The following is a 26269-nucleotide window of genomic DNA, read 5'->3' as shown; positions in this document are numbered from 1 at the left end:
GCACTTCCCACCAGGAGGTACCTCATGGGTTTCGATCCGCAGCAGCAAGATCCGCCGGGCCTGACCGGTGAGATGAAGCCCCGGCCGGACCACGGCGAGAAGAGCTACCGGGGCTCGGGCCGTCTCGAGGGGCAGCGTGCGCTGATCACGGGCGGCGACTCCGGCATCGGCCGGGCCGTCGCGATCGCGTACGCGCGCGAGGGCGCCGACGTCGCCATCAGCTACCTGCCGAGCGAGGAGACGGACGCGCGCGAGGTCGCGGAGCTGGTCGAGGCGGAGGGGCGCCGGGTGGTGCTCCTTCCCGGGGACCTGAGGGACGAGGAGACCTGCCGGTCGGTCGTCGCCGACGCGGCGTCCGGCCTCGGCGGGCTCGACGTGCTCGTCAACAACGCCGGGTTCCAGATGGCGCGCCGTGAGTCGTTCGAGGACGTGACCACGGACGACCTCGACCGCGTGATGAAGACGAACCTCTACGCGCTCGTCTGGGTCACGCAGGCTGCCCTGGAGCACCTCTCGTCCGGGGCCAGCATCATCAACGTCTCCTCGATCCAGGCCTACCAGCCGTCGACGAGCCTGATGGACTATGCCGCGACGAAGGCGGCGATCAACAACATGACCGTGAACCTCGCCGCGGAGCTCGGGCCCCGGGGCATCCGCGTCAACGCCGTCGCCCCAGGCCCGATCTGGACGCCGCTGCAGCCGGCGACGCAGCCTCCCGAGAAGCTCGAGAAGTTCGGCGAGGACACCCCGCTCGGTCGTGCGGGGCAGCCGGCCGAGTGCGCGAGCGCGTTCGTCTTCCTCGCCTCGCCGCACGAGGCGTCCTACGTCTCCGCGACGGTCCTCGGCGTCACCGGCGGCAAGCCGGTCTTCTAGGCCCTGCCTCAGGCCGTGGCGCGCTGCGCCACGGCCGGGGCGAGGAGCTGGAAGAGGTCCTTGGGGTCGGCCGGGTCGGCGATCAGGTCGAGGTCCCGCACGTAGGACGTGCCGCGTGTGGCCGCGTTCGCGTGCCGCAGCGCGGTGAAGTCCTCGATCGCGAACCCGACCGAGTCGAAGAGGGTGACCTCGGTCGCGGACCGCCGCCCCGGCGTCGCTCCGGTCAGCACCTGCCAGACCTCGGTGACGGGGAAGTCGGCGGGAATCTGCTGGATCTCGCCCTCGATCCGGGTCTGCGGCTCGTGCTCGACGAACACGGTCGACCGGCGCAGGATCGCGGGGTCGAGCTCGGTCTTGCCCGGGCAGTCGCCGCCGATGGCGTTGATGTGAACGCCGGGGCCGACCATGTCGTCCGTCAGGACGTCGGCGTTCGCCTTGTCGGCCGTGCACGTGGTGATCACGTCGGCGCCGTCGGTGGCCTCCGCGGCGCTGCCGCAGATCGTCACGTCGAACCCGTAGGGCTCGATGTTGCGGCGGAACTTCTCCATCGCGGCGGGGTCGGTGTCCCAGACGCGGAGCGTGTCGATGCCGAGGGCGCCGCGGAACGCCAACGCCTGGAACTCGGACTGGGAGCCGCTGCCGATCATGCCCATGGTGCGGGAGCCCGGACGTGCGAGTGCCTTCGCGACCATCGCCGACGTCGCGGCGGTGCGCAGTGCCGTCAGGAGGGTCATCTCGGCGAGGAAGACCGGGTAGCCCGACGCGACGTCGGCGAGCACGCCGAACGCCGTGACGGTCTGGAGCCCGTGCGCCGGGTTCGACGGATGTCCGTTGACGTACTTGAAGCCGTACGTGGTCCCGTCCGAGGTCGGCATCAGCTCGATCACCCCGATCGGGCTGTGGCTGGCCACGCGCGGCGCGCGCTCGAACTCGGGCCAGCGCCGGAAGTCGGAGCGCATGCGGCTGACGAGCTCGGTGAGCACCCGCTCCACGCCCGTCTCCGCCACCCACCGGGACATACCTGCAACATCGAGAAACGCCACCATCGTCGTCACCTCCGTGCTCAGCGTTGACGCCGCGAGAGACCCGCACCCGCGGACTGCCCTGTTCCTCGAGGCTAGGACTGGGCGATGTGCGCGGACAATGAGCATGTCGCGGCGTTTCGGGCAGTTGCCTGAGCAGTCTGCGCATACCAGGAATACGCTGTGTGCATGGCGGATCTCGACCTGCTCGACCGGCGGCTGCTCAGCGCCCTGCGCGCCAACGCCCGCGAGCCCGTCGCCAGCCTGGCGCGTCAGCTCGACGTGACCCGGGCGACCGTCACCGCGCGCATGGACCGCATGGTCGCGCTCGGCGTGATCGCCGGCTTCTCGGTGCGGGTCCGTGAGGGGCAGGACCCTGACACGGTGCGCGCCGTCTCGTTCGTCGAGGTGCGCGGCCGCGACACCGACAACGTCATCCGGACCCTGCGCGGGCTGCCGGGCATCCGGTCCATGCACACGACCAACGGCGGCTGGGACCTGGTGGTCGAGATCCGCACGGACTCGCTCGCGGGGTTCGACGCCGTGCTCGCCTCGATCCGCCGGACCGAGGGTGTGGTCAACAGCGAGACGAGCCTGCTGCTGACTTCCGTGATCGACTGACCTGCGAGCCGACCCAGAGGAGTGACCGATGGCTGTGGACAACCCCTTCTCGACGACACCCGGAGCTGTGCCGCCCGTGCCGCCCGTGCTCGTCGGGCGGGACCAGGAGGTCGAGCTCTTCACCGAGGCGCTCGACGACGGACCGGCGGCTCCGGGCCGGTGGGCGGCGGTCGGCGGACCGGCCGGGATCGGCAAGTCCGCGCTGCTCGCCGCCTACGCCGAGCGCGCCCGGGCGCGAGGGTGGGCCGTCCTTGCCGAGCAGTGCACCGAGGGTCTGGGCGACCGCGTGACGCGGGCGCTCGCGACGAACGTCCTCGATGGCGGTGACGAGCCGGCGGTCGGGCTGCTGATCACGGTCGACGCCCTCGACGCGTCGCTGACGGACGAGCTCGCGTCCGTCGTCACCGACGTCGAGCATCTCGAGCTCACGGGACGCGACGTCGCGCTCGTCGTCGCGGGACGGCCCGCCCACCTCATGACCGTTCTGGGGCAGGAGGAGGGGACGCTGCGCCGTCGTACCGACGTCCTGGACCTGGGGAGGGTGCCGGCGGACGAGGCCACCCTCGCCCTGCGCGAGGTGGTCGACGCCCACGGGCGCACGGTCGACGACGACGCCCTGGAGCGCGCCGTCGCCGTCGGCGCCGGGTATCCCGTGGTGATGCAGGTGCTCGGCGAGCAGGTGTGGAACGTCGCGCAGGGTGACCGGATCACGACGGCGGACGTCGAGTCGGTGCTCCCTGCCGTGCGCGCGGCCCTCGGTCCGGCCCTGCACGCGCCGATGATGGCCGAACTCACCGACGAGGACACGGTCTTCCTCCGCGCGATGGCTCGCGACGACGGCCCGTCCGAGATCGCGTCTCTCGCCGCCCGCCTGGGGGAGAGCGCCCAGGGCGTCGGCGTCCATCGTCGTCGGCTGACCGCGGCCCGGGTGATCGAACCCGTCTCGGGTGGCCGCGTCGACCTCGCGATCCCGTACCTGCGCGAGTTCCTGCGCGGGTAGCCCGCAGAAACTCTCACCCCCGCCACCGGTTGTGGTCCGTCGCGGGGAGCGCGACGATGTGACCTGACCCCCACGGCCGCGGAAAGTGTGGCGCAATGACGCAAGAGGACGAGTTCACCTCCCAGCCTTCACGGCAGGAGTCGGTCGGTGTGACGACGTTGTTGCCACCCGTCGACGACCAGCCGCAGCCCGGTTACGCCCCCGCGAGCGCCGAGCGCGGGCACGGGATCCAGGTCGTGGTTCTCGCGGCGGCCACCGTCCTGGCCCTGGTGGCGACGGTCGGCGTCGGCGTGCTCTGGGCGGCCAACCGCTCGCTGGCGGCCGAGGTCGAGGCGGCCGTCGCGCAGACCGCGGAGGCGCAGAACCAGGCCGACGCGATGGAGTCGGTGCTGATCGAGGTCCCGGACCCCGAAGCGCTCGCCGCGCTGATCGACCGGCTCGACGTGCTCGAGGACCGTGTGGGTGAGCCGCCCGCCGACGCAGGGTCCGAGAGCCTGCAGACCCGCTTCCAGGACGTGTCGCGGGACGTCCAGCGTCTGGAGGAGAGCGCCCGCGAGGAGCCGACCACGCCGCCGCAGACCGTGTCGAGCTCGGACGTCGAGAGCCTGCGCAGCGAGGTGAGCTCACTGCGCAGCGCGCTGGGCGGGATGCAGCAGGACGTCTCGACCCTCTGCTGGGCGCTGCCGTACCAGGACACGGTCAACGCGTCGTGCTGAGGCCGCGGCGCGCCTAGTCTGGACGAATGAGCGATCAGCGCACCGACTACACCGGTGACGGACTGGCCGAGGCCGACCTGGAACCGACCCCGCTGGCGCAGGTGCGCCGCTGGGTGGACGAGGCCCGCGCGCGCCAGATCAGTCAGCGGGACGTCCCCGAGCCCACGGCGCTGGCGCTCGCCACGGCCGATGCCGACGGGCCGGACGTGCGCACGGTCCTGATGCGGTTCCTCGACGGCCGCGGGCCGGGCTTCGTCACCAACCTCGACTCGACCAAGGGGCACCAGATCGCCGCCGACGCCCGGGTGGCTGCCTCGCTGACCTGGCCCTCGATGTTCCGGAGCATTCGCTTCCGCGGCGTCGCGGAACCGCTTGGCCGCGACGAGGTCACCGCGTACTTCGACTCCCGCCCGTGGGGGTCGCGGGTCGGTGCGTGGGCCTCGCACCAGTCGGCGCCGGTCGCGGATCGTGCGGCCCTGGAGGAGGAGTTCGCCCGTTGGGCGGCGGAGTACCCCGACACGGGCGCCGAGGACGACGTCCCCGTCCCGAACCGCTGGGGAGGCTGGCGCATCCGGTGCACGAGCCTCGAGCTCTGGTCCGGCCGGCGCAACCGGCTGCACGACCGCCTCCGGTTCGACCTCGCCGACACCCACGACGTCGCGGGTTCCGACCTCGACGACGCCGCGGCCTGGGTGATGACCAGGCTCCAGCCGTAGCGCGCCCGCGGCCCGAGCGCCGTCCGGACGTGCTCGAACGGCTCAGCCGACCGCGACCTCCCGGACCCACCGGTCGCCGTCGTGCGTGAAGCCGACTCGCTCGAGGTAGGCGGGGTCCTCGGTCGGGGTCCGGGGCACGACGACGCGCGTGTACCCGCGGTCGGCGAAGATCCCGGAGGTCCGGTGCACGAACTCGCCGGGGGTGAAGTCGCGGAAGCGCGGAGAGACCCAGTCGAGGTCGATCACGCCCTCGCCCGGGTCGCCGTCGCGCACGATCACGACCCCGACGGTCTCGTCGCCGCGCACCACGAGGAACGCCGCCCGGTCGTCCCGATGGCCGGGCTCGAAGTCGGGCCGCTCCGTGGTGACGTCGGTGGCGTGGACCTCGAGGACGTGGGCGAGATAGGCGTCGTCGTCCGCGACGGGTACGACGGCGTACGTGTTCTCGTCGTGACGCTCCCGGTAGAGCCGGCGCAGCCAGTAGATGTCGATCAGGGTGATGGCACCGTTCATCGCCGCGAACGGCCAGACCTCGATCACCCCGTTGTAGATGGTGGCGATGAAGGCGCCCGCGAAGTTCATCCAGCGGAAGCGCAGCACCCGCGCCTGCATCAGCGAGAGCACGACCAGCACGGAGCCGGTCCACCCGATCACCTCGAGCCAGAAGCGTGTATCCATGCGGGGAGCGTACGACGGGGCGCGGGGGAGTGCTGGCCCTGGCGCGATGTTCAGCCGCGGGGCGCGCTCTCCGCGATCGCCACGAGGCGCGCGTGGTGCTCGGCCCACCCGGTCTCGTCGAGCGGGGGGATGTTCGGGTTGCCGTCCCGCAGGCCGACGGCGCCGTCGATCTGCTCGCGGAGGATGTCCGCGTGCCCGGCATGGCGGGCGCAGTCGATCGCGACGTGCACGATGATCTGCTCCAGCGTCACCTCGCGACGGTCCGCGGGCCACCAGGGCACGGAGCCGCGGGTGTCGAGGTCGAGCTCGTCGATGGTCCGGTCCGCGAACGCCTGGGCGTCGCGGTAGACGGCGACGATCTGCGCGGGGGACTCGTCCGCCGTCGCGAACATGTCACCGTTCGGGTCGTCGCCCGCCTGGTAGTCCGGGCCGTTCCACTCGCGTCCGAACACGACGCCGAAGTACCCCGCCTCGAGCGAGGCACAGTGCTTGACCAGTCCGAGCAGGCTGGTTCCCGTCGGGGTGCGCGGGGAGCGGATCTCGCGCTCGGAGAGGCCGTCGAGCTTCCAGAGCAGCGCCTCGCGCGGGGTGGCGAGGTAGCCGCGCAGCATGTCCTTGGTGGTCTGCATCTGGTCAGTGTGCCGCCGCGAGACGGTGTGCGCACGGGAATTGCCGGGGCTCAGGGCTCCTGGCCGTGCGCCACGAGGTGGTCGACGACGTCGTCCGTGGGGACGGAGAGGTCGCGTCCGCCGGTCCGTGTCGTCAGCCGCCACCAGGGGCTGCCGTGACGGGGCTCGACGTCGAGCGGTCCGCCGGCCGCCGCGGCGGCGGGGCTGAAGCCCGCCTCCGTCGCGGCCGTCTCGACCTTGTCGCGGACGTCGGCCAGGACGGTCGAGGGCATCTCCGCTCCGCCGTCGGGGAAGGGGACCAGGACGACGGGCAGGGTCGGGTGGCCGAACCCGAGCAGGTCGCACGACTGCGCCAGCAGCACCGCGCCGAGTCCCAGGCCTCGGTGCGGCGCGGGGACCGAGGCCCGGCGGACCGCGATGCCGAGACGGGTGCCCTTCAACCCGCGGGCGTTGGCCCGCAGACCGAACAGCGTCGCGCCCAGGGCCGCGGCGTCGTCGTCCACCGCGGCGAGGGCGGCCAGAACCTCTCCCGCCGCGGGGTAGGCGAGGTTCACCAGCAGGCCGTGGGCGTCCCCGAGCTCGACGGCGGTGCCGTGTGCGTCGACGGCGCGCAGGGTCGAGCGCCACCCGCGCAGGCCCTGGCCGCCGGTGTCCCCACTACCTCCGGTGTCGCCGGTGTCGAGAACCAGGCGGGTGCGCAGCCGCAGGGTGCTGGGGTCGAGGCGGGTCACGCCCCGACCGTACCCAGCACCCCGCCGCGGCGTCAGCCCAGGGCGTCCTCGATCAGCGGGACCATCTGGTCGATCGCGTAGAGGGTCGCCATCGTCGTGCCGAGCGAGTAGGCGTTCGAGAGGTCACCGTCGATCACGAGCGAGCGACCGTCGGCCACGGCCGGGAGGGCCTGCCACTGGGAGTCGTCCGTGATGTCGGCCGTCTCGACACCGATCGGGAACGCGACGACGAGGTCGGCGTCGATCAGGTCCAGCTGCTCCTCGGAGATGCTGACGAAGAAGTTCGAGTCGGCCTCGGTGAGCGCGTCGATCTCCGGGTTCTGCTCGAACCCGAGATTGAGCAGGAACTGGGTCCGAGCCTCGGACTCGACGTACGCGCCCCAGCCGTCCCCGGTGCGGGTCGCGGCCGTGACGGTCTGCCCGGCCCAGTCGGGGTGCGCCTCGGCGGCGTCGGCGAAGGCCGTGTCGACCTCGGCGAGGAGCTCGTCGCCCTTCTCCGGCATCCCGAGCGCGGTGGCGATCATCGTCATCTGGTCGTCCGACGTCGTGAGGTAGCTCTCGCCGCCCTCGGGGACGCCGATCGTGGGGGCGATCGAGGAGAGACGGTCGTACCGCTCCTGCTCGCCGGAGCCGCGGACGTCGAGGATGAGGTCGGGCTCGAGCGCCGCGATCGCCTCGTACGAGGGCTGGAGGGCGTCGATCAGCTCGGGGGACTCGTCGTACATCCCCTCGGCCCAGGGGCCGACCCCGTCGCCGCCGAACCCGAGCCAGTCGGTCGCGCCGACGGGCTGCACGCCCAGGGCGAGCGCCGTCTCGGCGTCGCCCCAGCCGAGGGCGACCACACGCTCCGGCTCCTCCTCGACGGTGACCTCGCCGAAGGTCGTCTCGACGACGGCGGGGAACGCTGCGTCGTCGGAGGCCGTCTCGGTGGCTTCCGACTCGGTCTCGGCGTCCGAGGAGCAACCGGCGAGCGTCAGGAGTGCAGCGGCGGAGGCTGCGGCGACTAGGGCGCGGGTACGGCGCATGGTGGTCGTCCCTCTCTGGGATCTGTGCGGTGCGGCGACCGGGCGGGGGTTCCCGTCTCGATGCGGTCCGCATGGGGTAGGTGAGCCTAAGATAACTTCTATCGTGAACGATACCCGGACCGCCGTGAAGCCCCAGCGAGAGTCCCGGGCCCCTGGGCGGCAGTCGCCCGGAGGCCGGGCGATCGCTCTGCTCGTCCTGCTCGCGCTCCTCGTCGTCGCGGTCTTCCTCAGCCTTGCCGTCGGGTCGCGCCCGATGTCTCTCGACGTGGTCTGGGGTGCGCTGACCAGCGGCGACGTCCCCGCCGCCGACCGCGCCGCCGTCGTCGACCTCCGCCTGCCACGCACCGTCCTGGGCATCCTCGTCGGGGCCGGGCTGGCCGTCGCGGGAGCCATCATCCAGGCCGTGACGCGCAACCCGCTGGCCGATCCCGGGATCCTGGGTGTGACGAGCGGCTCAGCCTTCATGGTGGCCGTCGCCGTCGGGTTCCTCGGGATCGCGACGCCGTCCGGGTACGTCTGGTTCGCCCTCGCCGGTGCACTGCTCGCCTCCGTCGTCGTCTACCTCATCGGATCCGCGGGCGGTCGGTCCGCCGGGCCCGCCCAGCTCACGCTCGCCGGCGTGGCGCTCAGCGCGGTGCTCTCCGGACTCGTCTCGGCGATCCGCCTCACCGACCCGCAGAGCTTCGCCGCCATCCAGACCTGGGAGTCCGGCTCGTTCCAGGACCGCGGGTGGGACGTGATCGTGCCCGTCCTGCCGTTCGTCCTCGCGGGCCTGCTCCTCGCCCTGGCCCTCGCCGGCTCCCTCAACGCGCTCGCGCTCGGCGACGACCTCGCCTCCGCGCTCGGCTCCTCGGTCCTGCGGACCCGGGTGCTCGCCGTCGTCGCCGTCACCCTGCTGGCCGGCGGTGCGACGGCGATGGGCGGCCCCATCATCTTCGTCGGCCTGATGGTCCCGCACGTCGCGCGCTGGATCGCCGGCCCGGACCAGCGGTGGATCATCACCTATTCGATGGTCCTCGGGCCGGTCCTCGTCCTCGTCGCCGACGTCCTCGGCCGCGTCGTCGCCCGCCCCGGCGAGATCCCCGTGGGCGTCATCACCGCGTTCGTCGGCGCCCCCGTCCTCATCTGGCTCGTGCGGCGCTCGCGGGTGATCGGACTGTGACGGCGCTGCGGCCGTCGACCGGCCTCGCGACCCGGCGCGGGCCCTCGCGCGGAACCGTGACCGCCGTCGTGCTCGGACTGCTGCTGGCCCTTCTCGCGCTGGTCGCGATGGGGCTCGGCGACTACCCGCTCGGACCCGTCGAGGTCCTCCGCGCGCTCGTGCGCGACCAGGGCTTCGACACCGTCGTCGTCACGGAGTGGCGCCTGCCCCGCGTCCTCGCGGCCCTCGTCTTCGGCGCGGCGCTCGGCGTCTCCGGCGCACTGTTCCAGTCACTGACGCGCAACCCGCTCGGCTCGCCGGACGTCATCGGCTTCTCGACCGGCTCCTTCACCGGCGTCCTGGTCTTCACCATCATCTTCGGAGGCTCCACGCTCGGGACCACGAGCGGGGCGATCGTCGGCGGCCTCGCCACGGCGCTCGTCGTCTACCTGCTGGCCTACCGGCGCGGGATCCAGGGCTTCCGGCTGATCGTCGTCGGCATCGCGGTCACGGCGATGCTGCACTCCTTCAACGTCTGGCTGCTGCTCCAGGTGCAGACCGAGGTCGCGATGTCGGCGTCGATCTGGGCCGCGGGCACGCTCAGCCTGGTCGGCTGGGAGCAGCTGCTGCCCGCCGCGGTGATGCTCGCGGTCCTCGTGCCCGTGGTGCTCGGGGTCGCCGGGCCGCTCCGACAGCTCGAGCTCGGGGACGACGCCGCAGCGGCCCACGGCGTCCGGGTCGAGCCCGCCCGGCTCGTCATCCTCGTGGTGGGCGTCTCGCTGACGGCGATCGTCACGGCCACCACCGGCCCGATCGCGTTCGTCGCCCTCGCCGCGCCCCAGGTGGCCCGACGGATCGCGCGCAGCGCAGGGCTCCCGCTCGGGCACGCCGCCCTCGTGGGTGCGATGCTGCTCCTCGCCGCCGACGTCGTGGCCCAGCACCTGCTGCCGACCGCCCTGCCGGTCGGTGTCGTCACCGTCGTCCTCGGCGGCATCTACCTGCTGAACCTGCTCGTCCGCGAGGCACGGCGGGCGGCATGAGCACCGAGAACCTCGCATCCAGAAAGGACCGGATGGAACCCCGCCTCAGCGCGCAGGACCTCACGCTCGGGTACGAGCGGCGCACCGTCTCGGAGGGACTGACGGTCGACATCCCCGACGGCTCGTTCACGGTGATCGTCGGCCCCAACGCGTGCGGCAAGTCGACCCTGCTGCGCGCCCTCTCTCGGCTCCTGCGTCCCCAGGCCGGCCAGGTGGTGCTCGACGGCCGCTCGATCGCCGACCTGCACACCAAGGAGGCAGCCCGCCGGATCGGGCTCCTCCCGCAGTCCGCCATCGCGCCCGACGGCATCACCGTCGCCGACCTCGTCGCCCGGGGCCGCTACCCGCACCAGACGCTCTTCCGCGGACGGGGGCACGACGACGAACGCGCCGTCGAGGCCGCGATGCTCGCCACCGCGGTCGACGAGCTGGCGGACGTCCACGTCGACGAGCTCTCCGGCGGCCAGCGGCAGCGCGTCTGGGTCGCGATGGCGCTCGCGCAGGAGACACCGATCCTGCTCCTCGACGAGCCGACCACCTACCTCGACATCGCCCACCAGATCGAGCTGCTCGACCTCTTCTCCACCCTGCACGACCAGGGCAGCACCCTCGTCGCCGTCCTGCACGACCTCAACCACGCGGCTCGCTACGCCACCCACCTCATCGCCATGAAGGACGGCAAGGTCGTCGCGGAGGGGCCGCCGTCGGGCATCGTGACGGCCGAGCTCGTCGAGGAGGTCTTCGGTCTGCGCTGCCTCGTCATCCCCGACCCCGAGACCGGCACGCCGCTCGTCGTCCCCCGCAGGGCCGAGCGACCCGGACGCTGAGCGCGAAGGAGCACCCGCGTCGTCGTGTGACCATAGGAGTGCCGACCGACCACCACCCCCGGTCGTCGGCACACCCACCCCACCCCTGGAGGGACACCGATGGCCGACGCGCGCCCGCAGTCAGATCTTTCGCCCGACGACGTCAAGCACTCCGCGCTCGAGGACGTCGTCGGCATCCTCACGGGGACGTTCGTCGTCTCCCTCGGGCTGTTCCTGCTCAGCTCCGTCGGGGCCGTCACAGGCGGGACGGCCGGGCTCGCGCTGCTCGTCAGCTACGCCGTCGACCTCCCGTTCAGCTGGCTGTTCGCACTCGTGAACCTCCCCTTCTTCCTCCTCGCGATCTGGAAGAAGGGCTGGAACTTCACCGTCCGCACGGGCATCTCGATCGGGATCGTCTCGTTGCTCTCCGAGCTGCACCCCGTGATGTTCGGGGAGATCGACCTCCCCGTCGTCTACGGCGTGCTCGCGGGCAACCTGCTCGCCGGCGTCGGTCTGCTGATCGTCTTCCGCCACGGGTCCAGCATCGGCGGGTTCAACATCGTCGCCATCGTCGCGCAGGACCGCCTGGGGTGGCGGGCCGGATACGTCCAGATGGGCCTCGACACCACCGTGATCCTGCTGTCGTTCACCGTCGTCGCGCCCGGGACCGTGCTCATCTCCGCGCTGGGTGCCGTGGTGCTCAACCTCGTGCTCGCGATGAACCACCGGCCGGGACGCTACGCGGGCTACTAGTCACATGGTGCCGCTGGCAGGCCGTGGGTCGGTCGGTCAGCGGCCCTTCGAGGCGGCTTCTCGAATGCGCGCGACGTCGCGCACATATGCTTCCCGATCGCTCGCCTTGATCGTGGAACGGCGGGAGTCGACCGTCGTCGCGCGACCGTAGACGGCATTGCGGCGTGGAGTCTCAGCGGTACTCATGTGGCCTCCTTCGAGCCTGTCCCGCCATCGTAGTCGAGTCACTCATACCAGGCCCCCGCGCGTCGACGCCGTTGAACTGCGCCGAGTGCATGGAGGAGTGCGCACAGCCCCGCCGCGCACAGCGCGATCCACCAGTAGGTGCTCAGCCACGGTTCTCGTAGATCCCAGGCGAGTGCTGTCGCTGCGACTGCCAACAGTCCTGCGCAGAGACCGATCGTGACGCGCGCCGGGCCCAGGAGTACCGATGCGATCTCGTGCTCCCGCACGCCGAGGAAGATCGAGAGGGCGACGGCCGGGAGTGTCAGCAGCACGGCGCTCGGATCACCTGCTCGCTCAAGGGTCGGCATAGCGCCGGGGAGTGCCAACGAAAGGAGGAAGAACGCGAACGTCGCGATGGACGTCAACATCGCGACACGTGCCGTTCCACGGCCCGTCGTCGTCAGAGCCGCGAGCGCGATCCGATCCTCTCCGTCCTCCCACCGCACGCTGAACCTGCCGTGTGCGTGCGAGACAGGGCCTGCCCGCCGGTCGATCTCGCCGGACGGCTGCAGCGGAGTCGCCATCAGTGCGAGCGAATGGCACTCGATCTCGGCCGGCAGGTGCAGCTCGAGGTGGTACGACCGTGCGTCACCGGCACCGCGAATCGGCAGCTCCAGCTGTGCGGGCCGGATACCGAGACTCGCCAGCCCGACGTCGGCCCGCCAGCGGAGAACGTCGCGCCACCGCTGGTACGTCGGTGGCAGACCTGACGCACGGGGAGTCTCGTCCGGGTGGAGCGTGGTCGTCCAGTAAGAGCTGAACTTGATGATCGAGCGGCGGGCGGTGTCGGGACGGGGCACGATCCCGAAGAGGATGTACCCGTAGCCGAGGTCGTGGAGGATCGCCCTGGTCGTCGTGCTCAGGCGTCCGAGCTCGTCATCGGTCAGCACACGATCGCCGGCGTGCATCCCCGTGGCCAAGAAGTCGACGGCGTCGGTCGTCTCTGCAGTACGGATCGGCAATGACACGACGAGTGCGAAGATCGTCCGCTCCAGAGCGGGCGTGATCTGGATATCGTCGACGCTTTCCAGAAGCGCGCACACGATCTCACACGCGAGGGTCGCGCTCTCGTCGCGGCCAAGGATGCTGAGCGCGCGCCCGTCGCCGTCCACGATGTCGAAGTCGCGAAGCGGTCCCTTGGAGAACAGGCCTAGTGGCACGATGATCTGACCTCCGCGCCCCGGGCCTGGCCAGGAGAGCCGCTCGTCGGCCGGAAGCGTGCAGTCGATCGAGGTTCGCCGTCGGCCCCGGTCTCCCGCATCGAGTCGAATGCTGTCGACCTGACGATGCTTCCATGCGTGAGCCTCGAAGATCAGTTGTGCCAGGGCGAGGGCGCGCCCCTGAGCAGCGTTCGACTCGTGCGTCTCAGATTCCACCCGTGTCCCGTCGTCGTGGTGGCACGACCCTAGTCGGATGGTGATGCACTCAGGGCGGGGCTGTGGATACCTTCCGATCGTGGTTCTTCAGTCCCGGGGGTCCCGCCCGCTACGGAAGTCTCTTCGGGAGCTTCGGCAGGCCCGCCCGGGCGGGGTCGAGCTCGACAGGGCTCTCCAGCACGGCAGGGCCGCGGTGGAGGAACCCGCTGGTCAGCGGCATGCAGCGCAGACCGCCCCGGCCCCGCATCGCGTGATGGACGCCCGGTCCGAGCATCCGGTCCATCCAGGCGCACGGTGCCGCGTGCCGCCCGGGGCGCAGCGTGATCGCGTCGGCGAGATCAGGCCCGGAGCGAATGGTGATCTCGGAGCCGATCAACGGCATCAGCTCGGCGCCCCGGAGGATCACGTTGCGTCGGGTGAGCAGAGGGTCGAGCGTGCCGAGGCCGACCTCGTCGGCGATCGCCTCCAGCGACTCCGCGGCGAACAGCGTCACCGCCGCGTCCATGTGGGCGGCGCGGCCGAAGAATCGGTCACCGACGATCCCCTTGTGCGCGACGACCTCGACCCGGTCGGCATCGGTGGTGGGCACGTCAGCCGCGCCCTCCTTCGGGCGCCCGAAGTAGGCGTGCTCGGGCGAGACGAGGAGGTGCAGGACCTCGATCGGGTACGAGTACGTCATATCCGACTGTCCCACTCGACGTCGTCGAACGCGCCCCAGCCGCGCGCGGCAGGGGGAAGTGGCGTCTGCTGATCCCGAGCGCGGTCGTCGACCGTCTCGACGGGCTCGACCGTCTCGACGGGCTCGACCGTCTCGACGGGCTCGACCGTCTCGACGGGCTCGACGTGCGGTGTCGTCTCGACGGGCTCGACGTGCGGTGTCGTCTCGACGGGATCGGCGTGCTCCGGGGCGGCGTCCGGCACGGTCATCGCGGCGATCGCCGTCGTCAGCGGGATCGCGAGCACCAGGCCGATCGACCCGATCAGGGTGCGCGCCACCTCCTCGGCGATCACGCCGTTGGTCAGCGTCGAGCCGATGCTCTGCTGGGTCAGCCACACGAACATCAGCATCGGCAGTGCTGCACCGACGTAGGCGAACGCGATCGTATACACCGCGGAGGCGATGTGGTCCTGGCCGATCCGCATCGCGCGGGAGAACAGCTCGCGCCGCCTCGCGGTCGGAGCGACGGCGCGCAGCTCCCAGACCGTGGACGCCTGCGTGATCGTCACGTCGTTGAGCACACCGAGGCCGGCGAGGACGATCCCGCAGATCATGATGCCGTGCAGGTCGACCGCGGGGGCGTACGACGGGAGGTACAGCGTCTCCTCGTGGCTGAGCCCGGACAGATGCGCGGCGTACGTGCCCCAGGTCGCGAGACCCGCGGTCAGCAGCAGCCCGAGCACCGTCCCGAGCAGCGCCGTCGACGTCCGGGCGGTGAACCCGTGCGCGACGTAGAGCACCACGAACATCACGACGAAGGCGGAGACCAGCGCGACCGCGAGCGAGTTCTTGCCGGCGAGCAGCGCCGGCAGGGTGAAGACCCCGACGACGGCGAGCGCGATGCCGAGCCCGACGATGGCGGCAAGTCCTCGCCAACGGGCGACCAGCGCCACGAGGACGACGAAGAGCACGGCGAGCAGGGCGAGGGGGAACCCGCGCTCGAAGTCGAGGAAGACGAACCCGGCGTCGACGGCACCCTGCTGGCTGACGTCGAGGACGCGCACCCGTTCGCCGGTCTCGAAGCCGAGGTCGATGTACTCGGGCGGCGCCGTCATCGCGCCGGTTCGCCCGTCGTCGAGCTCGACCGGGACCGTCCCGGTCTCGGGATCGGCCGGGCCGGTGATCTCGCCGGACACGACGCTGGTGCCGTCGGCCATCGCGGTCGCGCGTTCGGGCAGGTCTCGCTCCGACGGCCAGAGCGCGACCAGCCCGATCACGGTCGCGACGAGGACGGGCAGCAGGAGCGCCGTCAGGACGACGCGGACCCGGGTCGTGGTCGGCGGCATCGGCCCGTGGCCGTGACCGTGCAGGGCGGGTGCCGCACCACCACGTGCGCGCTCGGCCTCGCGCCGCCGGCGCCGCGTCTGCGGCGTCGAACCGTGCCTCACGCCTCGAGGAGGCCGCCGCCGACCCAGGCTCGCAGGGCCGCGATGTCGGACGTGCCGAGCTCCATCCGTGCGCCCTGGCAGAGCCCGACGACGTTCTGGGCGTACGCGTCGGCCAGGTCTGCGGCCGACGGCGCCTTGCTGAGCTCCGCGCCCGCGTAGAGGATCGCCGAGATCACGAAGTTCACGGTGGACCGGCCGACCGGCGCCCCGGCCTCCTGGCAGGCGTCCCGCACGCGTCGCGCCGTCGTCGGGCGCTCGAAGGGGTGCTCGGCGATGTCGTCCGCCAGCGTCGTCAGGAGTGCGCGGTAGTTCTCGCGAGAAAGCCCGGGAACGTCCGTGACGGCGACGACCTGGCGCTGGAGCGCACTGGGGTCGATGTCGTCGGCCGCGCCCGGCAGGTCGGCCTCGTCGAAACGTGCCGGGTCCCAGACGTGGCCCGGGGGCCGTGAGGACACGCCCACCTCGGGAACGTCCTGCGCCAGCCACGCGGTGAACCCGCCAGTCCCGCCCCAGTTGGAGTCGGGCAGGCCGGGGTCGGCCTTCTGCGCCACCTGCGCGACGGCACCGAGTGTGAGGGGGCGGTCTGCGGCACGGACCCGCTTCAGGACGGCGGAGCGTGCCGGCGAGAAGGGCAGCAGCAGCGGCTCGGGTGCCTCCTCGGGCACGGGTGCAGCCGCGGGAGCCTCGGCCTCGGGCTTCGGCGTCTTCGTGACGTCCTTGGCGCGTGCCGTGCGGTTGTTGCGGGCGTGCGCGGAGGATCCCGACCCGGACTCTGACGCAGACGTGGAGGAGGAGCCGGAGGCGGTGGACGACGCGGAGCCGCGGCCCCGGCCCGAGCGGCCACGGCCCTTGCTCTGCTCGTCCTTCGGGGCCGGAGGCAGCTCGGGGAGCACAGACGTCGTGGACGTGACCAGCTCGGCCAGGTCGTCGGCCGTGATGACCGTGTCGGCGACGGCGCGGTAGGCGCTCGCGGCCGGGCTCGCGGTGATGATGGTGACGCGGCGGTCGTCGGCGCGGCAGCGCAGGGCCAGCGGCGTGAAGTCGGCGTCAGCTGAGACGATCACGATCTCCTCGTACCGGGTGGCGGCGGCGAGCGCGTCGACGGCGTCGAGGACGAGGTTGATGTCGGCGCTCGACTTGCCCTGCTGCGTCAGCGACGGGCAGTCGACCACCTGGAAGCCGGCGCGGGTGAAGTTGGGCCGGAACTGGGAGAAGACCGACGGGTTGAGGTAGCAGGAGCGGACCAGGAAGCGGCGGGTGAACTCGCCGTCGTCGTCGCTTCCGGACTCGAGCTCGGAGAGCCAGTGGGCGGGATCGGTGGCGAACGCCTCGGCCGCCACGGGGTCGAGGCGGCGCAGCCCGATGTACACGTTGTCGAAGTCGACGAACATCGCCGCGCGCAGGATGCGGCCGGGCTCGATGGGGCGGGGAGTCTCGCTGGTGGTCGTCACCCGACCCATCATCCTCGCCCGAGCCGGTGGCAGCGACCTCGTGGCCCGTTCGACGTCTCCCGGAGCGACGCCGGGGCCATGGTGGCGGAGCTCTGGACGAGCCGAACTAGTCCTGCTCGGGCGTCGTGCCGTGGTGCGTGACGGCGTCGTCCACCTCGAGATGGATGCCCGGACCCGTCAGGCGCGCCTCGATCCCGGACACCTCGAGCTCGTCCCGCAGCTCGCTGCGCACGCGGGCGAAGCACAGGCCGACGTCGCGGCGGTCGAGCTCGTCGAGGAGCTCCAGCACGACCTGTGCACCGGAGGAGTCGATGTCGTCGACGGACTCCATGTCGATCACGACGGTGTGGGTGTCGTCGTCGAGCAGGTTCAGGACGTCGTCGCGCAGCTTCGAGGCGTTGGCGAAGAAGATCGAGGCGTCGAAGCGGTAGACGAGCAGGCCCGGGGTGGGGGTCGCATCGTCGTGGTCGGCCATGTCGCGGTAGGTGTCGGTTCCGGGCAGGCGGCCGAGGACGGCGGTGTGCGGGCTCGCGGCCTTGAGGACGACGATCAGGAGCGAGAGGCCGATCGCGATCAGGATGCCGACGAGCATCCCGAGGGCAAGGACTCCGACGACCGTGACGACGGCCATCCAGAACTCGGAGCGGCGGTAGCGCCACAGCGTGCGGAACTCCTGGACGTCGAAGAGACCGAACCCGGCGATGATGACGATCGCGGCCAGCGTCGCCGTCGGGAGGTACTCGAAGACGGGGGCGAGGAACAGCAGCGTGAGGACGGCGAGCGCGGCGGCCACGATGTTGGCGAGCTGGCTCCGGGCCCCCGCGTCGGCGGCGACGAAGCTGCGCGACTGGCTGCCGTTGACCGGAAGCGCCCCGAGGAGACCGGCACCGATGTTGGCGGCGCCGACGCCGAAGAACTCGCGGTTGGCGTCGATCCGGTCGCCCTGGGTCGCGGCGATCGACCGGGCGGTCAGCACGCTGTCGGGGTACACGAGCATCGCGACCGCGAAGGCCGGGCCGATCAGGGCGAGCAGGTCGGACCCGCTGACGTCCGGGATCCCGGGGGCGGGGAGCCCGCCGTCGAACGCCCCGACGACGGCGACCTCGACGCCGCTGACGCCGACGACGACCATGCTCCCGACGATCGCGACCAGCGCCCCGGGGATCTGGGGCGCGACGCGGCGCAGGACGAGGACGACGGCGACGGTCGCCACGCCGAAGGCGAGGCTGGCGGCGTCGGCGAGGTCCAGGTTGCGGGCGACGGCCCCGATCTCGGTGAGGTAGTCGCCGGAGTCGACCTCGACGCCGACGAACCCCTGGAGCTGGCTGGTGACGATGAGGATGCCGGAGCCGAAAACGTAGCCGGCGAGCACGGGCCGTGAGAGGAAGTCGGCGATCCGGCCGAGCCGAAAGATGCCGCCGAGAAGGAGGACCACGCCGACGAGGAGCGCGAGCATCGCGACCAGCTCGACGTACTCGTCGCTGCCGGGCGATGCCATGCCGCCCACGATCGACGCCACCATGATCGCGACGGTCGACTCCGCGCCGACGTTGAGCTGCTTGGACGAGCCCCAGAGCCAGTAGAGGAAGCTCGCGCCGATCGCGGCATAGAGCCCGACGACGGGCGGCAGCCCGGCCAGGACGGCGAAGCCGAGCGACTGGGGGACGAGCATCGCCCAGAGGGTGAAGCCTGCGACGACGTCGCCGCGGAGCCAGGCGCGGTCGTAGTCGCGTGCCTCGGCGAGACCGGGGACGACCGAGCGGATCCTCCTAGCCATCGGCGATGTCGGTCGCAGTGCCGCCCGTGGTCGTGGCCTCGGGCGTGCCGGTCGCCTCGGCGGGAACCCGCCGAGCCGCCAGCGCCTCACGGTGGTGACGGACGACGTCGAGAATGATCACGGTCACCGGGGCGGAGAGCGTCGCCCCGAGCACGCCGGCGAGCGCGGCACCGACGATGGTGGAGCCGAGCGTGACGATCGGGTGCAGCCGCAGCTTGTCGCTGGTGAGCTTGGTGAGCATCAGGGTCTGCACGAGGTTCTGTGCGACGAGGATGACGATCAGCAGGATCAGGGCCGCCGTGGGGCCCTGGGAGCCCAGCGCGATCAGGACGGCGAACGCGCCGGAGAAGATCGCACCGAGGTACGGGATGTACGACGTCACGAACGTCACGAGGGCGATCGCCCCGACGAGCGGGACGTCGAGGACGAGCGCACCGAGCCCGATGAGGACGGCGGTGATGGCGCTGGTCGAGGTCAGTGCGCCGAAGTAGCGGCGCAGCGTCACGCTCGCCTCGTTCACGACGACGTCGCCCGGGGTGTCGCCGACCGCGACGTGACGGGCCACCCACCGCTCGAAGGTGTCCCAGTCGGAGAGCAGGAAGTAGAGGAAGAAGACGGCGACGAGCGTTCCGGCGAGGAACGAGGCCGCGCTCGAGAACGCGCTGCCGAAGAAGCCCGCGAGCCCGGTGAGCATGTCGGTCGCACCCTCGCCGACGTCGAGACCGGCGAGGTCGAAGGTGGTGAGGTCGAAGCCGGTGAGCTGGTCGTCCAGCAGCTCGAGCCCGGACGTGAGCTTGGCGGCGATCTCCGAACCTTGTGCGACCACCCCGACCACGGTGAACCAGATCGCGGCGAACAGGATCGCGCCGAGTGCGAGGAGCACCGTCACGGCGCCCAGGGAGCGGGGGAGGCCCAGTCGCTTGAGCCGGTCGACCGCCGGGTGGAGGAGCACACCGAGCACCGCGGCGATGACCAGGGGAATCACCAGCCCTGAGACTGCGGCGAGCGCCGTCCAGGTGATGAACGCGACGACGATGATGCCCACGATCGCCCAGGCCGCCCGCCCGGTACGAAGGAGCGGGCGTCCGTCGGTGGGTGACCTCACGTGTCCTCCTTGGTGTAGGGCGTACGACGACGCCCTTCACATCCTCGCAGGAGCGACCGGTTTTGGCTGGCCGACCCGGAGTGACGTGGTCGTCGCTAGGCTCGGCGACATGGTCGATCGCGGGGACTTCGTGGAGCTGGACATCTCTGCCACCACGGCGGCGGGGGACGACGGGGGCGACGCTCCGGCCGAGGACGACGAGTCCCCGCAGCCGACGCGCCGCCGCCGGTGGCGCGGCGTCGCGATCGTCGTGGGGATCGCGACGGCCGTCGTCGGCGGGCTGTACGTGGGCACCGGCGTCCAGGAGCAGCGGGCGACCGCGGCGCGCCTCGCGGACGGGCACGGGCTCCGGAGTGTGCCGGAGGCGCCCGACACCGTGTGGTCCACCCCGGCTCGCTACGGCGTGCTCCGCGACGACGTCGTGGTCGCCGTCGACGGGTCCGTCGCGCGCGGGCACGACCCGGCGACGGGGGCGGAGCTGTGGTCCTACGACCTCGGGCTCGGGGAGAACCCGAGCTGCGGCGTCGAGTTCGGGTTCCGCGGCGACGAGCTGAGCACCGGAGACCCGCTCGTCTGCCTCTCACGTGCCTTGCCCTACGAGGTCGCGGTCGTCGACGACGGGGAGCTCACGGCGCAGCGGGTGCTCGACCTGCCCGCCGGGGCGAGCGTGGCGCCGGGGCCCGGCGGCAGCCTCGTCGTCGCGCAGGGTGACGGGGACCCCGTCGACGCGACGGTGTTGCTCGACGAGCTCGCGAGCATCGAGGGCCTCGCGCCAGACCCGGACCTCGTCCCGCTCGTCGAGGGCGTCGACGTCGCGGCCCAGGACGCGGTCTCGGACGAGCCCCTGTGGACCCGGCACCTGGAACCGCACGTCGTCGACAACGGCTGGCGTTGCGTCGAGCTCGGGGAGGGTGACGACAGCTATCGGTTCGCCGGTGCCGGAGAGGCGTCGGTCCTCAGCGGGGCGGGGCTGGTCCAGGTCCTCGGGTGCGGGGTGAGCGCCACCCTGTCGGCCGACGGCACCGTGCTGGCCGAGCCTGGGTCCGGCGAGACGGTGGTGCCGCTGCCGGGCGGACTCCTGGCCCGCAACCCCGACCTCATGATCGCGGTGGAACCCGGGCCGTCCGAGGTGCTCGACCGGCAGGGGGAGGTCCTGCACGAGGTCCCGGGGACGATCCTCTCGCCGAGTGCGACCGACGGGACGGGGTCCCCGACGTTCGTCGCCAACGGGTCGCTCCGGGCGTTCGACGGCACCCAGGAGCTGTGGTCGGCGCCCGTCGGGGCCGAGCAGGTGCTGGCGGTGACCGGCCAGGTGGTCGTCGCGGCGACGAGCTACGCGATCCAGGGCCTGGACCGGGAGACCGGGCAGATGCTCTGGGAGCAGGACGTGACGGCGTCCGCGTGGCTGAGCAGCGCGTTCGTCGACGACGAGCGGCTGATCCTGCTCGCCACGGACCAGTCGAACCCGGAGGAGGGTCTCACCCAGACCCTGACGGCCTACGGGCTGCGCGACGGCGAGGTCCGGTGGCAGCAGCCGGTGCCGGACGGCCCCGCCGCGGGGACGAGCGTGCAGGTCGCGGACGGCCGGATGGTGGTCACGGACGGGGCGACGGTCTCGGTCGTCGAATAGCTGACCGCCCTGCGCACCGGGAATGGTTCGGGTGGCCCGAGCGTTGTGGTTGTCCCTCGTCTCGTCCCCTCCAAGGAGGCCCATGTCCCCGTTCGAGCTCCCGTCCCTCGCCGCCCAGGCCGAACGCCTCGCCGCGCTCGGCCTCGTCGAGCGGGGCCTGCCCGGCGCAGCGCTCGACGCCGTGCGGACGTCCGACCGCGCCGCCGCCGGCACGACCGCCGACCAGGACGGGACGAACCCGCTCCTCGTGGTCCACCCCGCCGTCGTCCCCCCGTCCCGGCTGGCTCCGCTGCTGAGCCTGGGCGAGAAGCGCGGGTTCGTCGTCGTGGACATGACCGACGTCGACGACTTCGCCCCGATCGACGGCATCGAGCTGCCGGAGCAGCCGCTCTACACCGTCGGTGCCCCGACGCGGGGCGACGAGATGGCGAACTGGTCGCCGGAGGAGGCGCTCGCAGAGATCACGGGCGCCGGCCGCACACCTCTGACCCTCTCCGAGGGGATCTCCTGGGCGCTGCAGCTCCCGGGCGTCGTCGAGAAGAACCACTGCTTCATGACCATCGGATCCCGGCTGCGCAAGGAGCGTGGGGGACTCGACGCCCGCACGCCCGCGCTCTGGATCTCCGGCGGGACGGGGCGGGACGGCCGGGAGAACCGCGGGGCGCCCAAGGTCGGGTGGTGCTGGGCGCGCAACCGGCACACGTGGCTCGGGTTCGCCTCGACGTCGGGGCGTGCGGAGATCGCCCGGACGTAGACTCGGACGATGCACTGCGCCTACTACGTGGCAGGGCGGTGCCGCTCCTGCACCCTGATCGAGCAGCCGTACCCCGGTCAGCTCGACGACACCCAGCGCCGGACCGCCGAGACCCTCGGAGCGCGGCCAGGCCTGCGGTGGGAGCCACCCCGCGCCAGTGCCGAGGCGGGCTTCCGCAACAAGGGCAAGATCGTCGTCGGCGGGACGGTGCAGGAGCCGACCCTGGGCATCCTGGACGCGGACGGCCACGGCGTGGACCTGCAAGACTGCGCGCTCTACGTCCCGGCGATCCACGACGCGCTCCCCGTGCTCGCCGAGTTCGTGACGCGGGCGCGGCTGGACCCGTACGACGTGCCCGCACGCCGGGGCGAGCTGAAGTTCGTGCTGGTGACGGCCTCGCCGGACGGGCAGCTGATGCTGCGGTTCGTCCTGCGGTCCCAGGAGCCGGTCGCGCGCATCCGCAAGCACCTGCCGTGGCTGCAGGCGGCCCTGCCGGGGCTGCACGTGGCGAGCGTCAACCTGCTGCCCGAGCACAAGGCGGTGACCGAGGGCGAGCGCGAGATCCTGCTCACCGAGGCCGAGACGCTGCGGATGCGCCTCGACGTCGACCTGCACCTGCGGGTCCGCTCGTTCTTCCAGACCAACACGGACGTGGCGCAGGCGCTGTACCGGGCGGCGCGCGAGTGGACCGACGACGTCGTCCCGGCCCGGGTCTGGGACCTGTACTGCGGCGTCGGCGGGTTCGCGCTCCACCTGGCCGGCGCGGGCCGCGAGGTCACGGGCGTCGAGATCAGCGCCGACGCGATCGAGAGCGCGCGGCGCAGCGCCCAGGACGCCGCCCTCGCAGGCGTCGACTTCGAGGCGTCTGACGCCGGGGCGTGGGCGACGACCCGGCTCGCCGCCGGGGAGGGCGGGTCGACGACGAGGCCCGACCTCGTCGTCGTGAACCCGCCACGCCGGGGCATCGGGGAGCTGGCGCCGGCGCTCGAGCACTCCGACGTCCCGTACGTGCTGTACTCGAGCTGCAACCCGACGTCGCTCGCCCGGGACCTGGACGCGATGCCGTCGCTGCGGCCGGTCCGCGCGCAGGTGTTCGACATGTTCCCGCACACCGCGCACGCCGAGGTGCTGACCCTGCTGCGGCGCACTGAGGACGCGGACGGCCCCGCCGACACCCCGGCGCACGGGCAATGGTCTGGCGCATAGCCGCCGATCCGGGATGATGGTGCGGTCCGTAGTTCGTGCCACGTTGGAGCACCACTGATGACAGAACGCCTGGGCCTCGCGCCCTCCACCCGAATCATGCTGTCGATCGCGGCCGCGATCGTCGTGCTCGCGGGCATGCACGCCGCTGAGGGGATCATCGGGCCGATGGCCCTGGCGGCGGTCATCGTCATCATCGTGATGCCGGTGCGTGCGCCGCTGGTGCGCCGCGGCTGGCCGAGCTGGCTCGCCACGACGATGGTGATCGTCGTCGCCTACCTGATCCTCGCCGTCCTGCTCGCGATGCTGGTGTTCGCGGGCGTCCGGTTCGGCAACCTCGTCGCCGACTACTTCGACGACCTCGTGGCGTCCCTCAACTCCGTGGCGGACAGCCTCATCGCGCTCGGGCTGCCCGACGACATCGTGAGCCGCGTGACCGAGTTCTTCGACCCGACGTTCCTCTTCTCGGTCGCGGGCACGGTCAGCGGTGTGCTCACGACGGCGCTGACGGCCTTCTTCTTCGTGCTCGCCTACGCGATCTTCATGTCGGCGGACGCGGCCCAGTACGGCACGGCACGCTCGGCCTTCGGCGCTACCCGCAGCGCGGTGATCGACCGTGCGACGGCGTACAACACCGGCGTGCGCAAGTACTTCGTCGTCAACGCGACGTTCGGCCTGATCGTCGCGGTGGTCGACGGTTTCGCGCTGTGGGCGCTGGGCGTCCCGGCCCCGGTGGTGTGGGCGATCCTCGCGTTCGTCACCAACTTCATCCCGAACATCGGGTTCATCCTCGGCCTCGTCCCGCCGATGATCATGGCGCTCGTGGTCGGCGGATGGCCGCTGGCGCTGGCCGTCGTGGCGCTCTACTGCGTCGTCAACGTCGTCCTGCAGGTGCTGGTGCAGCCCAAGTTCGTCGCGGACTCGGTGAGCCTGTCCCTGACCCTGAGCTTCGTCTCCGTGGTGTTCTGGACTTTCATCATCGGCCCGCTCGGCGCGATCCTCGCCATCCCCCTCACGCTGCTCTTCCGGACCCTCTTCCTCGAGCCGGACCCTGGGTCGGCGTGGTTGCGCTGGCTCTCCGGCGACTACGAGGCGCGCGACCCGAGGCCGGACGGCGAGGGCGACGGGGACGACCCCGTCCTGCCCGCCCCCGACGAGCCGGACCCCGAGCGTGAGGGCGAGCAGGACCTCGCGCTCCCGACCTCGGACTACGACGCCGAGCCGGCCCCGGCGAAGGACCCCGCCTGATCAGGGGCGCAGCCAGGCCAGCCCGCGTGCGGAGACGCTCGTCCCGTCGGGTCGTTCGACGACGGTGAGCAGAACCTCCTCGCACGCGCGGCAGCGCGCCACGATCCCCATCGCGGACGCGAAGACCAGGGCGCGGGCGAGCCGTGCCACGACACCGCAGTGGGCGCAGCGTGCCCGTGCGGTGGTGACGTCGAAGGCGTAGATCCCGGCCAGCGGGCCGGCCAGTGCGTTGCCGTCCAGTGCCATCAGGCACCTCCAAAACGTTCGGTGCGGATGCGTGCGGCGTCGTGCCCGGCGTCGAGAAGCAGCGCGGCCGCCGCCTCGACGAACCCCGTGGGGCCGCAGACGAACACGGCCGGGTCCTGCGACGGACCGAACGTGGACGCGAGGTCGGCCGGGGCGAGCCTGCCCGCCGGTCGTGCGTGGCCGGGCGGCGGCTCGCGGGTGTACACCCACGTCGTGTCGACGCCGGCGGAAGCCGACAGCTCCTCCGCGAAGAACGCGTCGGCCACCGATCGCACGGAGTACGTCAGACGGAACGGGGCCGTCGACGCGGCCCGACGTCGGGCCCGGACCATCGCGGCGAGCGGGACGATCCCCGAGCCGCCAGCGATCAGCTGCACCGGCTCGACGTTCTCGGGCCGCCAGACGAAGAACCCGCCGAGCGGGCCGCGGACCTCCATCTGGTCGCCCACCTCGAGGACGTCCACGAGGTAGGGCGAGACCTCGCCGTCGTCCACCCGGTCCACCGCGAGCTCGACGACGTCGTCGAGCGCCGTGTCCGCCAGCGAGTACGACCGCACGGCCTGGTACCCGTCATCGGCCGTCAGCCTCAGGTCGACGTGCTGCCCGGCGAGCGCCCCGCGGAACCCCGGGACGCGGAGCGTGATCGCGCGGGCGCTCGCGGTCACCTCGACGATCTCGGTCACCTCGGCGACGAGCCAGGTCATGCGTACCTCTGCTCGAGCCAGGGGTCCCCGTAGAGGTGGTACCCGTTCTGCTCCCAGAAGCCGGGTTCCTCGTGCTCCTGCATCACGAAGCCGCGCACCCACTTAGCGGATTTCCAGAAGTAGAGGTGCGGGACGATCAGCCGGACGGGGCCGCCATGCAGCGGGGCGAGCGGCTCTCCGCCGTGCTCGAAGGCGATCCACGCCTTGCCGTCGAGCAGGTCCTCGAGCGGCAGGTTGGTGGTGTACCCGCCGTAGGAGTGCACCATGACGAACTCCGCCTCGGACTCGACGTCCTCGAAGAACGCGTCGACGCTGACGCCGCGCCACTGGGTGTCGAACCGGGACCACCGTGTGACGCAGTGGATGTCGGTGGTCACGTCCTCGACGGGCATCGCCATGAGGGCTGCCCAGTCCCACCGACGTACTTCGCCGGACTCGGTGTGGACGGAGAACTGCCAGTGGGCCTCGTCCACGTTCGGTGTGGGGCCGGCGGAGAGCACGGGGAAGTCCTCGGTGAGGAACTGTCCGGGCGGCAGGGGCTTCTCGGCGGGTGCGCGGCGGCCGCCGAACCCGCGGGTGGTGATGGCCATGGGGCCTCCTCAGGCTGGGTCCTGCCAGTCTCGCCCCGGATCTCGGACGGCGCGCGGTGGGCGCCGTATCGGTTTCACCCTCGCCAAGGCTTGTCTTCGTTGT

The 26269-nt window shown here is 71.8% G+C and carries 28 protein-coding genes; 13 read left to right on the top strand and 15 right to left on the bottom strand.

All coding sequences use genetic code 11. From position 1 onward, the window contains the following. Positions 1 to 24 precede the first annotated feature (24 nt). A complete protein-coding gene (locus BLU20_RS01625; protein WP_083371338.1) occupies positions 25 to 873 on the top strand; it encodes an SDR family oxidoreductase in 849 nt (282 codons plus the stop codon). An 8-nt stretch (positions 874 to 881) separates the two neighbouring features. Here BLU20_RS01625 and BLU20_RS01620 read toward each other — a convergent pair whose 3' ends face one another. Beyond that, positions 882 to 1919, bottom strand: coding sequence for an ornithine cyclodeaminase (locus BLU20_RS01620; protein ID WP_083371337.1), 1038 nt, complete (start codon positions 1917 to 1919; stop codon positions 882 to 884). 165 nt (positions 1920 to 2084) lie between these two features. Between BLU20_RS01620 and BLU20_RS01615 the strand changes: the two genes are divergently transcribed. From BLU20_RS01615 to pdxH, 4 genes are all read left to right on the top strand, one after another. Next, a complete protein-coding gene (locus BLU20_RS01615; protein ID WP_029251620.1) occupies positions 2085 to 2516 on the top strand; it encodes an Lrp/AsnC family transcriptional regulator in 432 nt (143 codons plus the stop codon). A 28-nt stretch (positions 2517 to 2544) separates the two neighbouring features. Next, a complete protein-coding gene (locus BLU20_RS01610; protein ID WP_083371336.1) occupies positions 2545 to 3516 on the top strand; it encodes an ATP-binding protein in 972 nt (323 codons plus the stop codon). 95 nt (positions 3517 to 3611) lie between these two features. Beyond that, positions 3612 to 4232, top strand: a complete 621-nt coding sequence (locus BLU20_RS01605) for a hypothetical protein (protein WP_083371335.1) — start codon at positions 3612 to 3614, stop codon at positions 4230 to 4232. 26 nt (positions 4233 to 4258) lie between these two features. After that, positions 4259 to 4948 carry a pyridoxamine 5'-phosphate oxidase gene (gene pdxH, locus BLU20_RS01600; protein WP_083371334.1) on the top strand — a complete coding sequence of 230 codons (690 nt, stop codon included), beginning with the start codon at positions 4259 to 4261 and terminating at the stop codon, positions 4946 to 4948. Between the two features lie 42 nt (positions 4949 to 4990). Here the strand turns inward: pdxH and BLU20_RS01595 are convergent, their stop codons facing one another. From BLU20_RS01595 to BLU20_RS01580, 4 genes are read right to left on the bottom strand one after another with little or no spacing between them, the layout of a single operon-like run. After that, entirely contained in the window at positions 4991 to 5626 is a 636-nt protein-coding gene (locus tag BLU20_RS01595; RefSeq protein ID WP_083371333.1) for a hypothetical protein, read from the bottom strand. Positions 5627 to 5676: 50 nt separating this feature from the next. Then, a complete protein-coding gene (locus BLU20_RS01590; protein WP_083371332.1) occupies positions 5677 to 6255 on the bottom strand; it encodes a DinB family protein in 579 nt (192 codons plus the stop codon). Between the two features lie 50 nt (positions 6256 to 6305). Then, a complete protein-coding gene (locus tag BLU20_RS01585; RefSeq protein WP_083371331.1) occupies positions 6306 to 6986 on the bottom strand; it encodes a hypothetical protein in 681 nt (226 codons plus the stop codon). A gap of 32 nt (positions 6987 to 7018) precedes the next feature. Continuing rightward, entirely contained in the window at positions 7019 to 8011 is a 993-nt protein-coding gene (locus tag BLU20_RS01580) for an iron-siderophore ABC transporter substrate-binding protein (RefSeq protein WP_083371330.1), read from the bottom strand. Positions 8012 to 8111: 100 nt separating this feature from the next. Between BLU20_RS01580 and BLU20_RS13985 the strand changes: the two genes are divergently transcribed. The 4 genes from BLU20_RS13985 (at position 8112) to BLU20_RS01560 (ending at position 11751) form a co-directional block, all read left to right on the top strand. Then, positions 8112 to 9173, top strand: a complete 1062-nt coding sequence (locus tag BLU20_RS13985; RefSeq protein ID WP_407946476.1) for a FecCD family ABC transporter permease — start codon at positions 8112 to 8114, stop codon at positions 9171 to 9173. Next, positions 9170 to 10192 carry a FecCD family ABC transporter permease gene (locus tag BLU20_RS01570; protein WP_083371329.1) on the top strand — a complete coding sequence of 341 codons (1023 nt, stop codon included), beginning with the start codon at positions 9170 to 9172 and terminating at the stop codon, positions 10190 to 10192. The genes BLU20_RS13985 and BLU20_RS01570 overlap by 4 nt, the downstream gene beginning before the upstream one ends. Continuing rightward, on the top strand, positions 10189 to 11019 hold the full coding sequence (locus tag BLU20_RS01565) for an ABC transporter ATP-binding protein (protein ID WP_231959255.1): 831 nt from the start codon (positions 10189 to 10191) through the stop codon (positions 11017 to 11019). The genes BLU20_RS01570 and BLU20_RS01565 overlap by 4 nt, the downstream gene beginning before the upstream one ends. Before the next feature lie 99 nt (positions 11020 to 11118). Further along, a complete protein-coding gene (locus BLU20_RS01560) occupies positions 11119 to 11751 on the top strand; it encodes a YitT family protein (RefSeq protein WP_083371327.1) in 633 nt (210 codons plus the stop codon). Between the two features lie 36 nt (positions 11752 to 11787). On the opposite strand, the gene BLU20_RS13605 is transcribed toward BLU20_RS01560, so the two are convergent. The 7 genes from BLU20_RS13605 to BLU20_RS01530 all read right to left on the bottom strand — a co-directional run bounded on the left by BLU20_RS13605 (position 11788) and on the right by BLU20_RS01530 (position 19791). After that, entirely contained in the window at positions 11788 to 11937 is a 150-nt protein-coding gene (locus BLU20_RS13605) for a hypothetical protein (RefSeq protein WP_157270233.1), read from the bottom strand. A 38-nt stretch (positions 11938 to 11975) separates the two neighbouring features. After that, positions 11976 to 13352, bottom strand: a complete 1377-nt coding sequence (locus BLU20_RS01555) for a hypothetical protein (RefSeq protein WP_083371326.1) — start codon at positions 13350 to 13352, stop codon at positions 11976 to 11978. A 109-nt stretch (positions 13353 to 13461) separates the two neighbouring features. Then, positions 13462 to 14031, bottom strand: coding sequence for an MOSC domain-containing protein (locus BLU20_RS01550; RefSeq protein WP_083371325.1), 570 nt, complete (start codon positions 14029 to 14031; stop codon positions 13462 to 13464). Further along, positions 14028 to 15458, bottom strand: a complete 1431-nt coding sequence (locus tag BLU20_RS01545) for a YibE/F family protein (protein ID WP_231959254.1) — start codon at positions 15456 to 15458, stop codon at positions 14028 to 14030. The genes BLU20_RS01550 and BLU20_RS01545 overlap by 4 nt, the downstream gene beginning before the upstream one ends. Further along, complete coding sequence (locus BLU20_RS01540; protein ID WP_231959253.1) at positions 15455 to 16909, bottom strand: NYN domain-containing protein; 1455 nt, start codon at positions 16907 to 16909, stop codon at positions 15455 to 15457. Before BLU20_RS01540 ends, BLU20_RS01545 begins: the two co-directional genes overlap by 4 nt. Before the next feature lie 106 nt (positions 16910 to 17015). Next, on the bottom strand, positions 17016 to 18686 hold the full coding sequence (locus BLU20_RS01535) for a SulP family inorganic anion transporter (protein WP_083371323.1): 1671 nt from the start codon (positions 18684 to 18686) through the stop codon (positions 17016 to 17018). Then, on the bottom strand, positions 18679 to 19791 hold the full coding sequence (locus tag BLU20_RS01530; RefSeq protein ID WP_083371322.1) for an AI-2E family transporter: 1113 nt from the start codon (positions 19789 to 19791) through the stop codon (positions 18679 to 18681). The genes BLU20_RS01535 and BLU20_RS01530 overlap by 8 nt, the downstream gene beginning before the upstream one ends. A 109-nt stretch (positions 19792 to 19900) precedes the next feature. On the opposite strand from BLU20_RS01530, the gene BLU20_RS01525 reads away from it, so the two are divergent. The 4 genes from BLU20_RS01525 (at position 19901) to BLU20_RS01510 (ending at position 24626) form a co-directional block, all read left to right on the top strand. Next, a complete protein-coding gene (locus tag BLU20_RS01525) occupies positions 19901 to 21421 on the top strand; it encodes an outer membrane protein assembly factor BamB family protein (RefSeq protein ID WP_083371321.1) in 1521 nt (506 codons plus the stop codon). Between the two features lie 82 nt (positions 21422 to 21503). Then, a complete protein-coding gene (locus BLU20_RS01520) occupies positions 21504 to 22175 on the top strand; it encodes a DUF5701 family protein (protein ID WP_083371320.1) in 672 nt (223 codons plus the stop codon). Between the two features lie 9 nt (positions 22176 to 22184). Further along, complete coding sequence (gene rlmC / locus BLU20_RS01515; protein ID WP_083371319.1) at positions 22185 to 23381, top strand: 23S rRNA (uracil(747)-C(5))-methyltransferase RlmC; 1197 nt, start codon at positions 22185 to 22187, stop codon at positions 23379 to 23381. Between the two features lie 57 nt (positions 23382 to 23438). Further along, positions 23439 to 24626, top strand: a complete 1188-nt coding sequence (locus BLU20_RS01510; RefSeq protein ID WP_083371318.1) for an AI-2E family transporter — start codon at positions 23439 to 23441, stop codon at positions 24624 to 24626. Here BLU20_RS01510 and BLU20_RS01505 read toward each other — a convergent pair whose 3' ends face one another. Genes BLU20_RS01505 through BLU20_RS01495 form a run of 3 tightly spaced genes read right to left on the bottom strand, consistent with a single transcriptional unit; the run spans position 24627 to position 26166 of the window. After that, positions 24627 to 24872: a DUF6510 family protein gene (locus BLU20_RS01505; protein WP_029251640.1), complete on the bottom strand. Its 246-nt coding sequence runs from the start codon at positions 24870 to 24872 to the stop codon at positions 24627 to 24629. Continuing rightward, on the bottom strand, positions 24872 to 25576 hold the full coding sequence (locus BLU20_RS01500; protein ID WP_029251641.1) for an FAD-binding oxidoreductase: 705 nt from the start codon (positions 25574 to 25576) through the stop codon (positions 24872 to 24874). Before BLU20_RS01500 ends, BLU20_RS01505 begins: the two co-directional genes overlap by 1 nt. Beyond that, complete coding sequence (locus BLU20_RS01495) at positions 25573 to 26166, bottom strand: sulfite oxidase-like oxidoreductase (protein ID WP_083371317.1); 594 nt, start codon at positions 26164 to 26166, stop codon at positions 25573 to 25575. Before BLU20_RS01495 ends, BLU20_RS01500 begins: the two co-directional genes overlap by 4 nt. Positions 26167 to 26269: the final 103 nt, after the last annotated feature.

It is taken from the genome of Paraoerskovia marina (assembly GCF_900105445.1).
In the GTDB taxonomy this organism is placed as follows: domain Bacteria; phylum Actinomycetota; class Actinomycetes; order Actinomycetales; family Cellulomonadaceae; genus Paraoerskovia; species Paraoerskovia marina.
Note: the sequence above shows the minus strand (reverse complement) of the source record. Positions and strands in the feature narration are given on the sequence as shown.

Excerpts from the sequence above, each read along its gene's own strand:
- BLU20_RS01520 (WP_083371320.1), top strand. The coding sequence starts at position 21,504 with ATGTCCCCGTTCGAGCTCCCGTCCCTCGCCGCCCAGGCCGAACGCCTC.
- BLU20_RS01560 (WP_083371327.1), top strand. The coding sequence starts at position 11,119 with ATGGCCGACGCGCGCCCGCAGTCAGATCTTTCGCCCGACGACGTCAAG.
- BLU20_RS01505 (WP_029251640.1), bottom strand. The coding sequence starts at position 24,872 with ATGGCACTGGACGGCAACGCACTGGCCGGCCCGCTGGCCGGGATCTAC.
- BLU20_RS01495 (WP_083371317.1), bottom strand. The coding sequence starts at position 26,166 with ATGGCCATCACCACCCGCGGGTTCGGCGGCCGCCGCGCACCCGCCGAG.
- BLU20_RS01535 (WP_083371323.1), bottom strand. The coding sequence starts at position 18,686 with ATGGCTAGGAGGATCCGCTCGGTCGTCCCCGGTCTCGCCGAGGCACGC.
- BLU20_RS01510 (WP_083371318.1), top strand. The coding sequence starts at position 23,439 with ATGACAGAACGCCTGGGCCTCGCGCCCTCCACCCGAATCATGCTGTCG.
- BLU20_RS01615 (WP_029251620.1), top strand. The coding sequence starts at position 2,085 with ATGGCGGATCTCGACCTGCTCGACCGGCGGCTGCTCAGCGCCCTGCGC.
- BLU20_RS01605 (WP_083371335.1), top strand. The coding sequence starts at position 3,612 with ATGACGCAAGAGGACGAGTTCACCTCCCAGCCTTCACGGCAGGAGTCG.
- pdxH (WP_083371334.1), top strand. The coding sequence starts at position 4,259 with ATGAGCGATCAGCGCACCGACTACACCGGTGACGGACTGGCCGAGGCC.
- BLU20_RS01580 (WP_083371330.1), bottom strand. The coding sequence starts at position 8,011 with ATGCGCCGTACCCGCGCCCTAGTCGCCGCAGCCTCCGCCGCTGCACTC.
- BLU20_RS01620 (WP_083371337.1), bottom strand. The coding sequence starts at position 1,919 with ATGGTGGCGTTTCTCGATGTTGCAGGTATGTCCCGGTGGGTGGCGGAG.
- BLU20_RS01525 (WP_083371321.1), top strand. The coding sequence starts at position 19,901 with ATGGTCGATCGCGGGGACTTCGTGGAGCTGGACATCTCTGCCACCACG.
- BLU20_RS01590 (WP_083371332.1), bottom strand. The coding sequence starts at position 6,255 with ATGCAGACCACCAAGGACATGCTGCGCGGCTACCTCGCCACCCCGCGC.
- rlmC (WP_083371319.1), top strand. The coding sequence starts at position 22,185 with ATGCACTGCGCCTACTACGTGGCAGGGCGGTGCCGCTCCTGCACCCTG.
- BLU20_RS01565 (WP_231959255.1), top strand. The coding sequence starts at position 10,189 with ATGAGCACCGAGAACCTCGCATCCAGAAAGGACCGGATGGAACCCCGC.
- BLU20_RS01500 (WP_029251641.1), bottom strand. The coding sequence starts at position 25,576 with ATGACCTGGCTCGTCGCCGAGGTGACCGAGATCGTCGAGGTGACCGCG.
- BLU20_RS01625 (WP_083371338.1), top strand. The coding sequence starts at position 25 with ATGGGTTTCGATCCGCAGCAGCAAGATCCGCCGGGCCTGACCGGTGAG.
- BLU20_RS13605 (WP_157270233.1), bottom strand. The coding sequence starts at position 11,937 with ATGAGTACCGCTGAGACTCCACGCCGCAATGCCGTCTACGGTCGCGCG.
- BLU20_RS01610 (WP_083371336.1), top strand. The coding sequence starts at position 2,545 with ATGGCTGTGGACAACCCCTTCTCGACGACACCCGGAGCTGTGCCGCCC.
- BLU20_RS01595 (WP_083371333.1), bottom strand. The coding sequence starts at position 5,626 with ATGGATACACGCTTCTGGCTCGAGGTGATCGGGTGGACCGGCTCCGTG.
- BLU20_RS01550 (WP_083371325.1), bottom strand. The coding sequence starts at position 14,031 with ATGACGTACTCGTACCCGATCGAGGTCCTGCACCTCCTCGTCTCGCCC.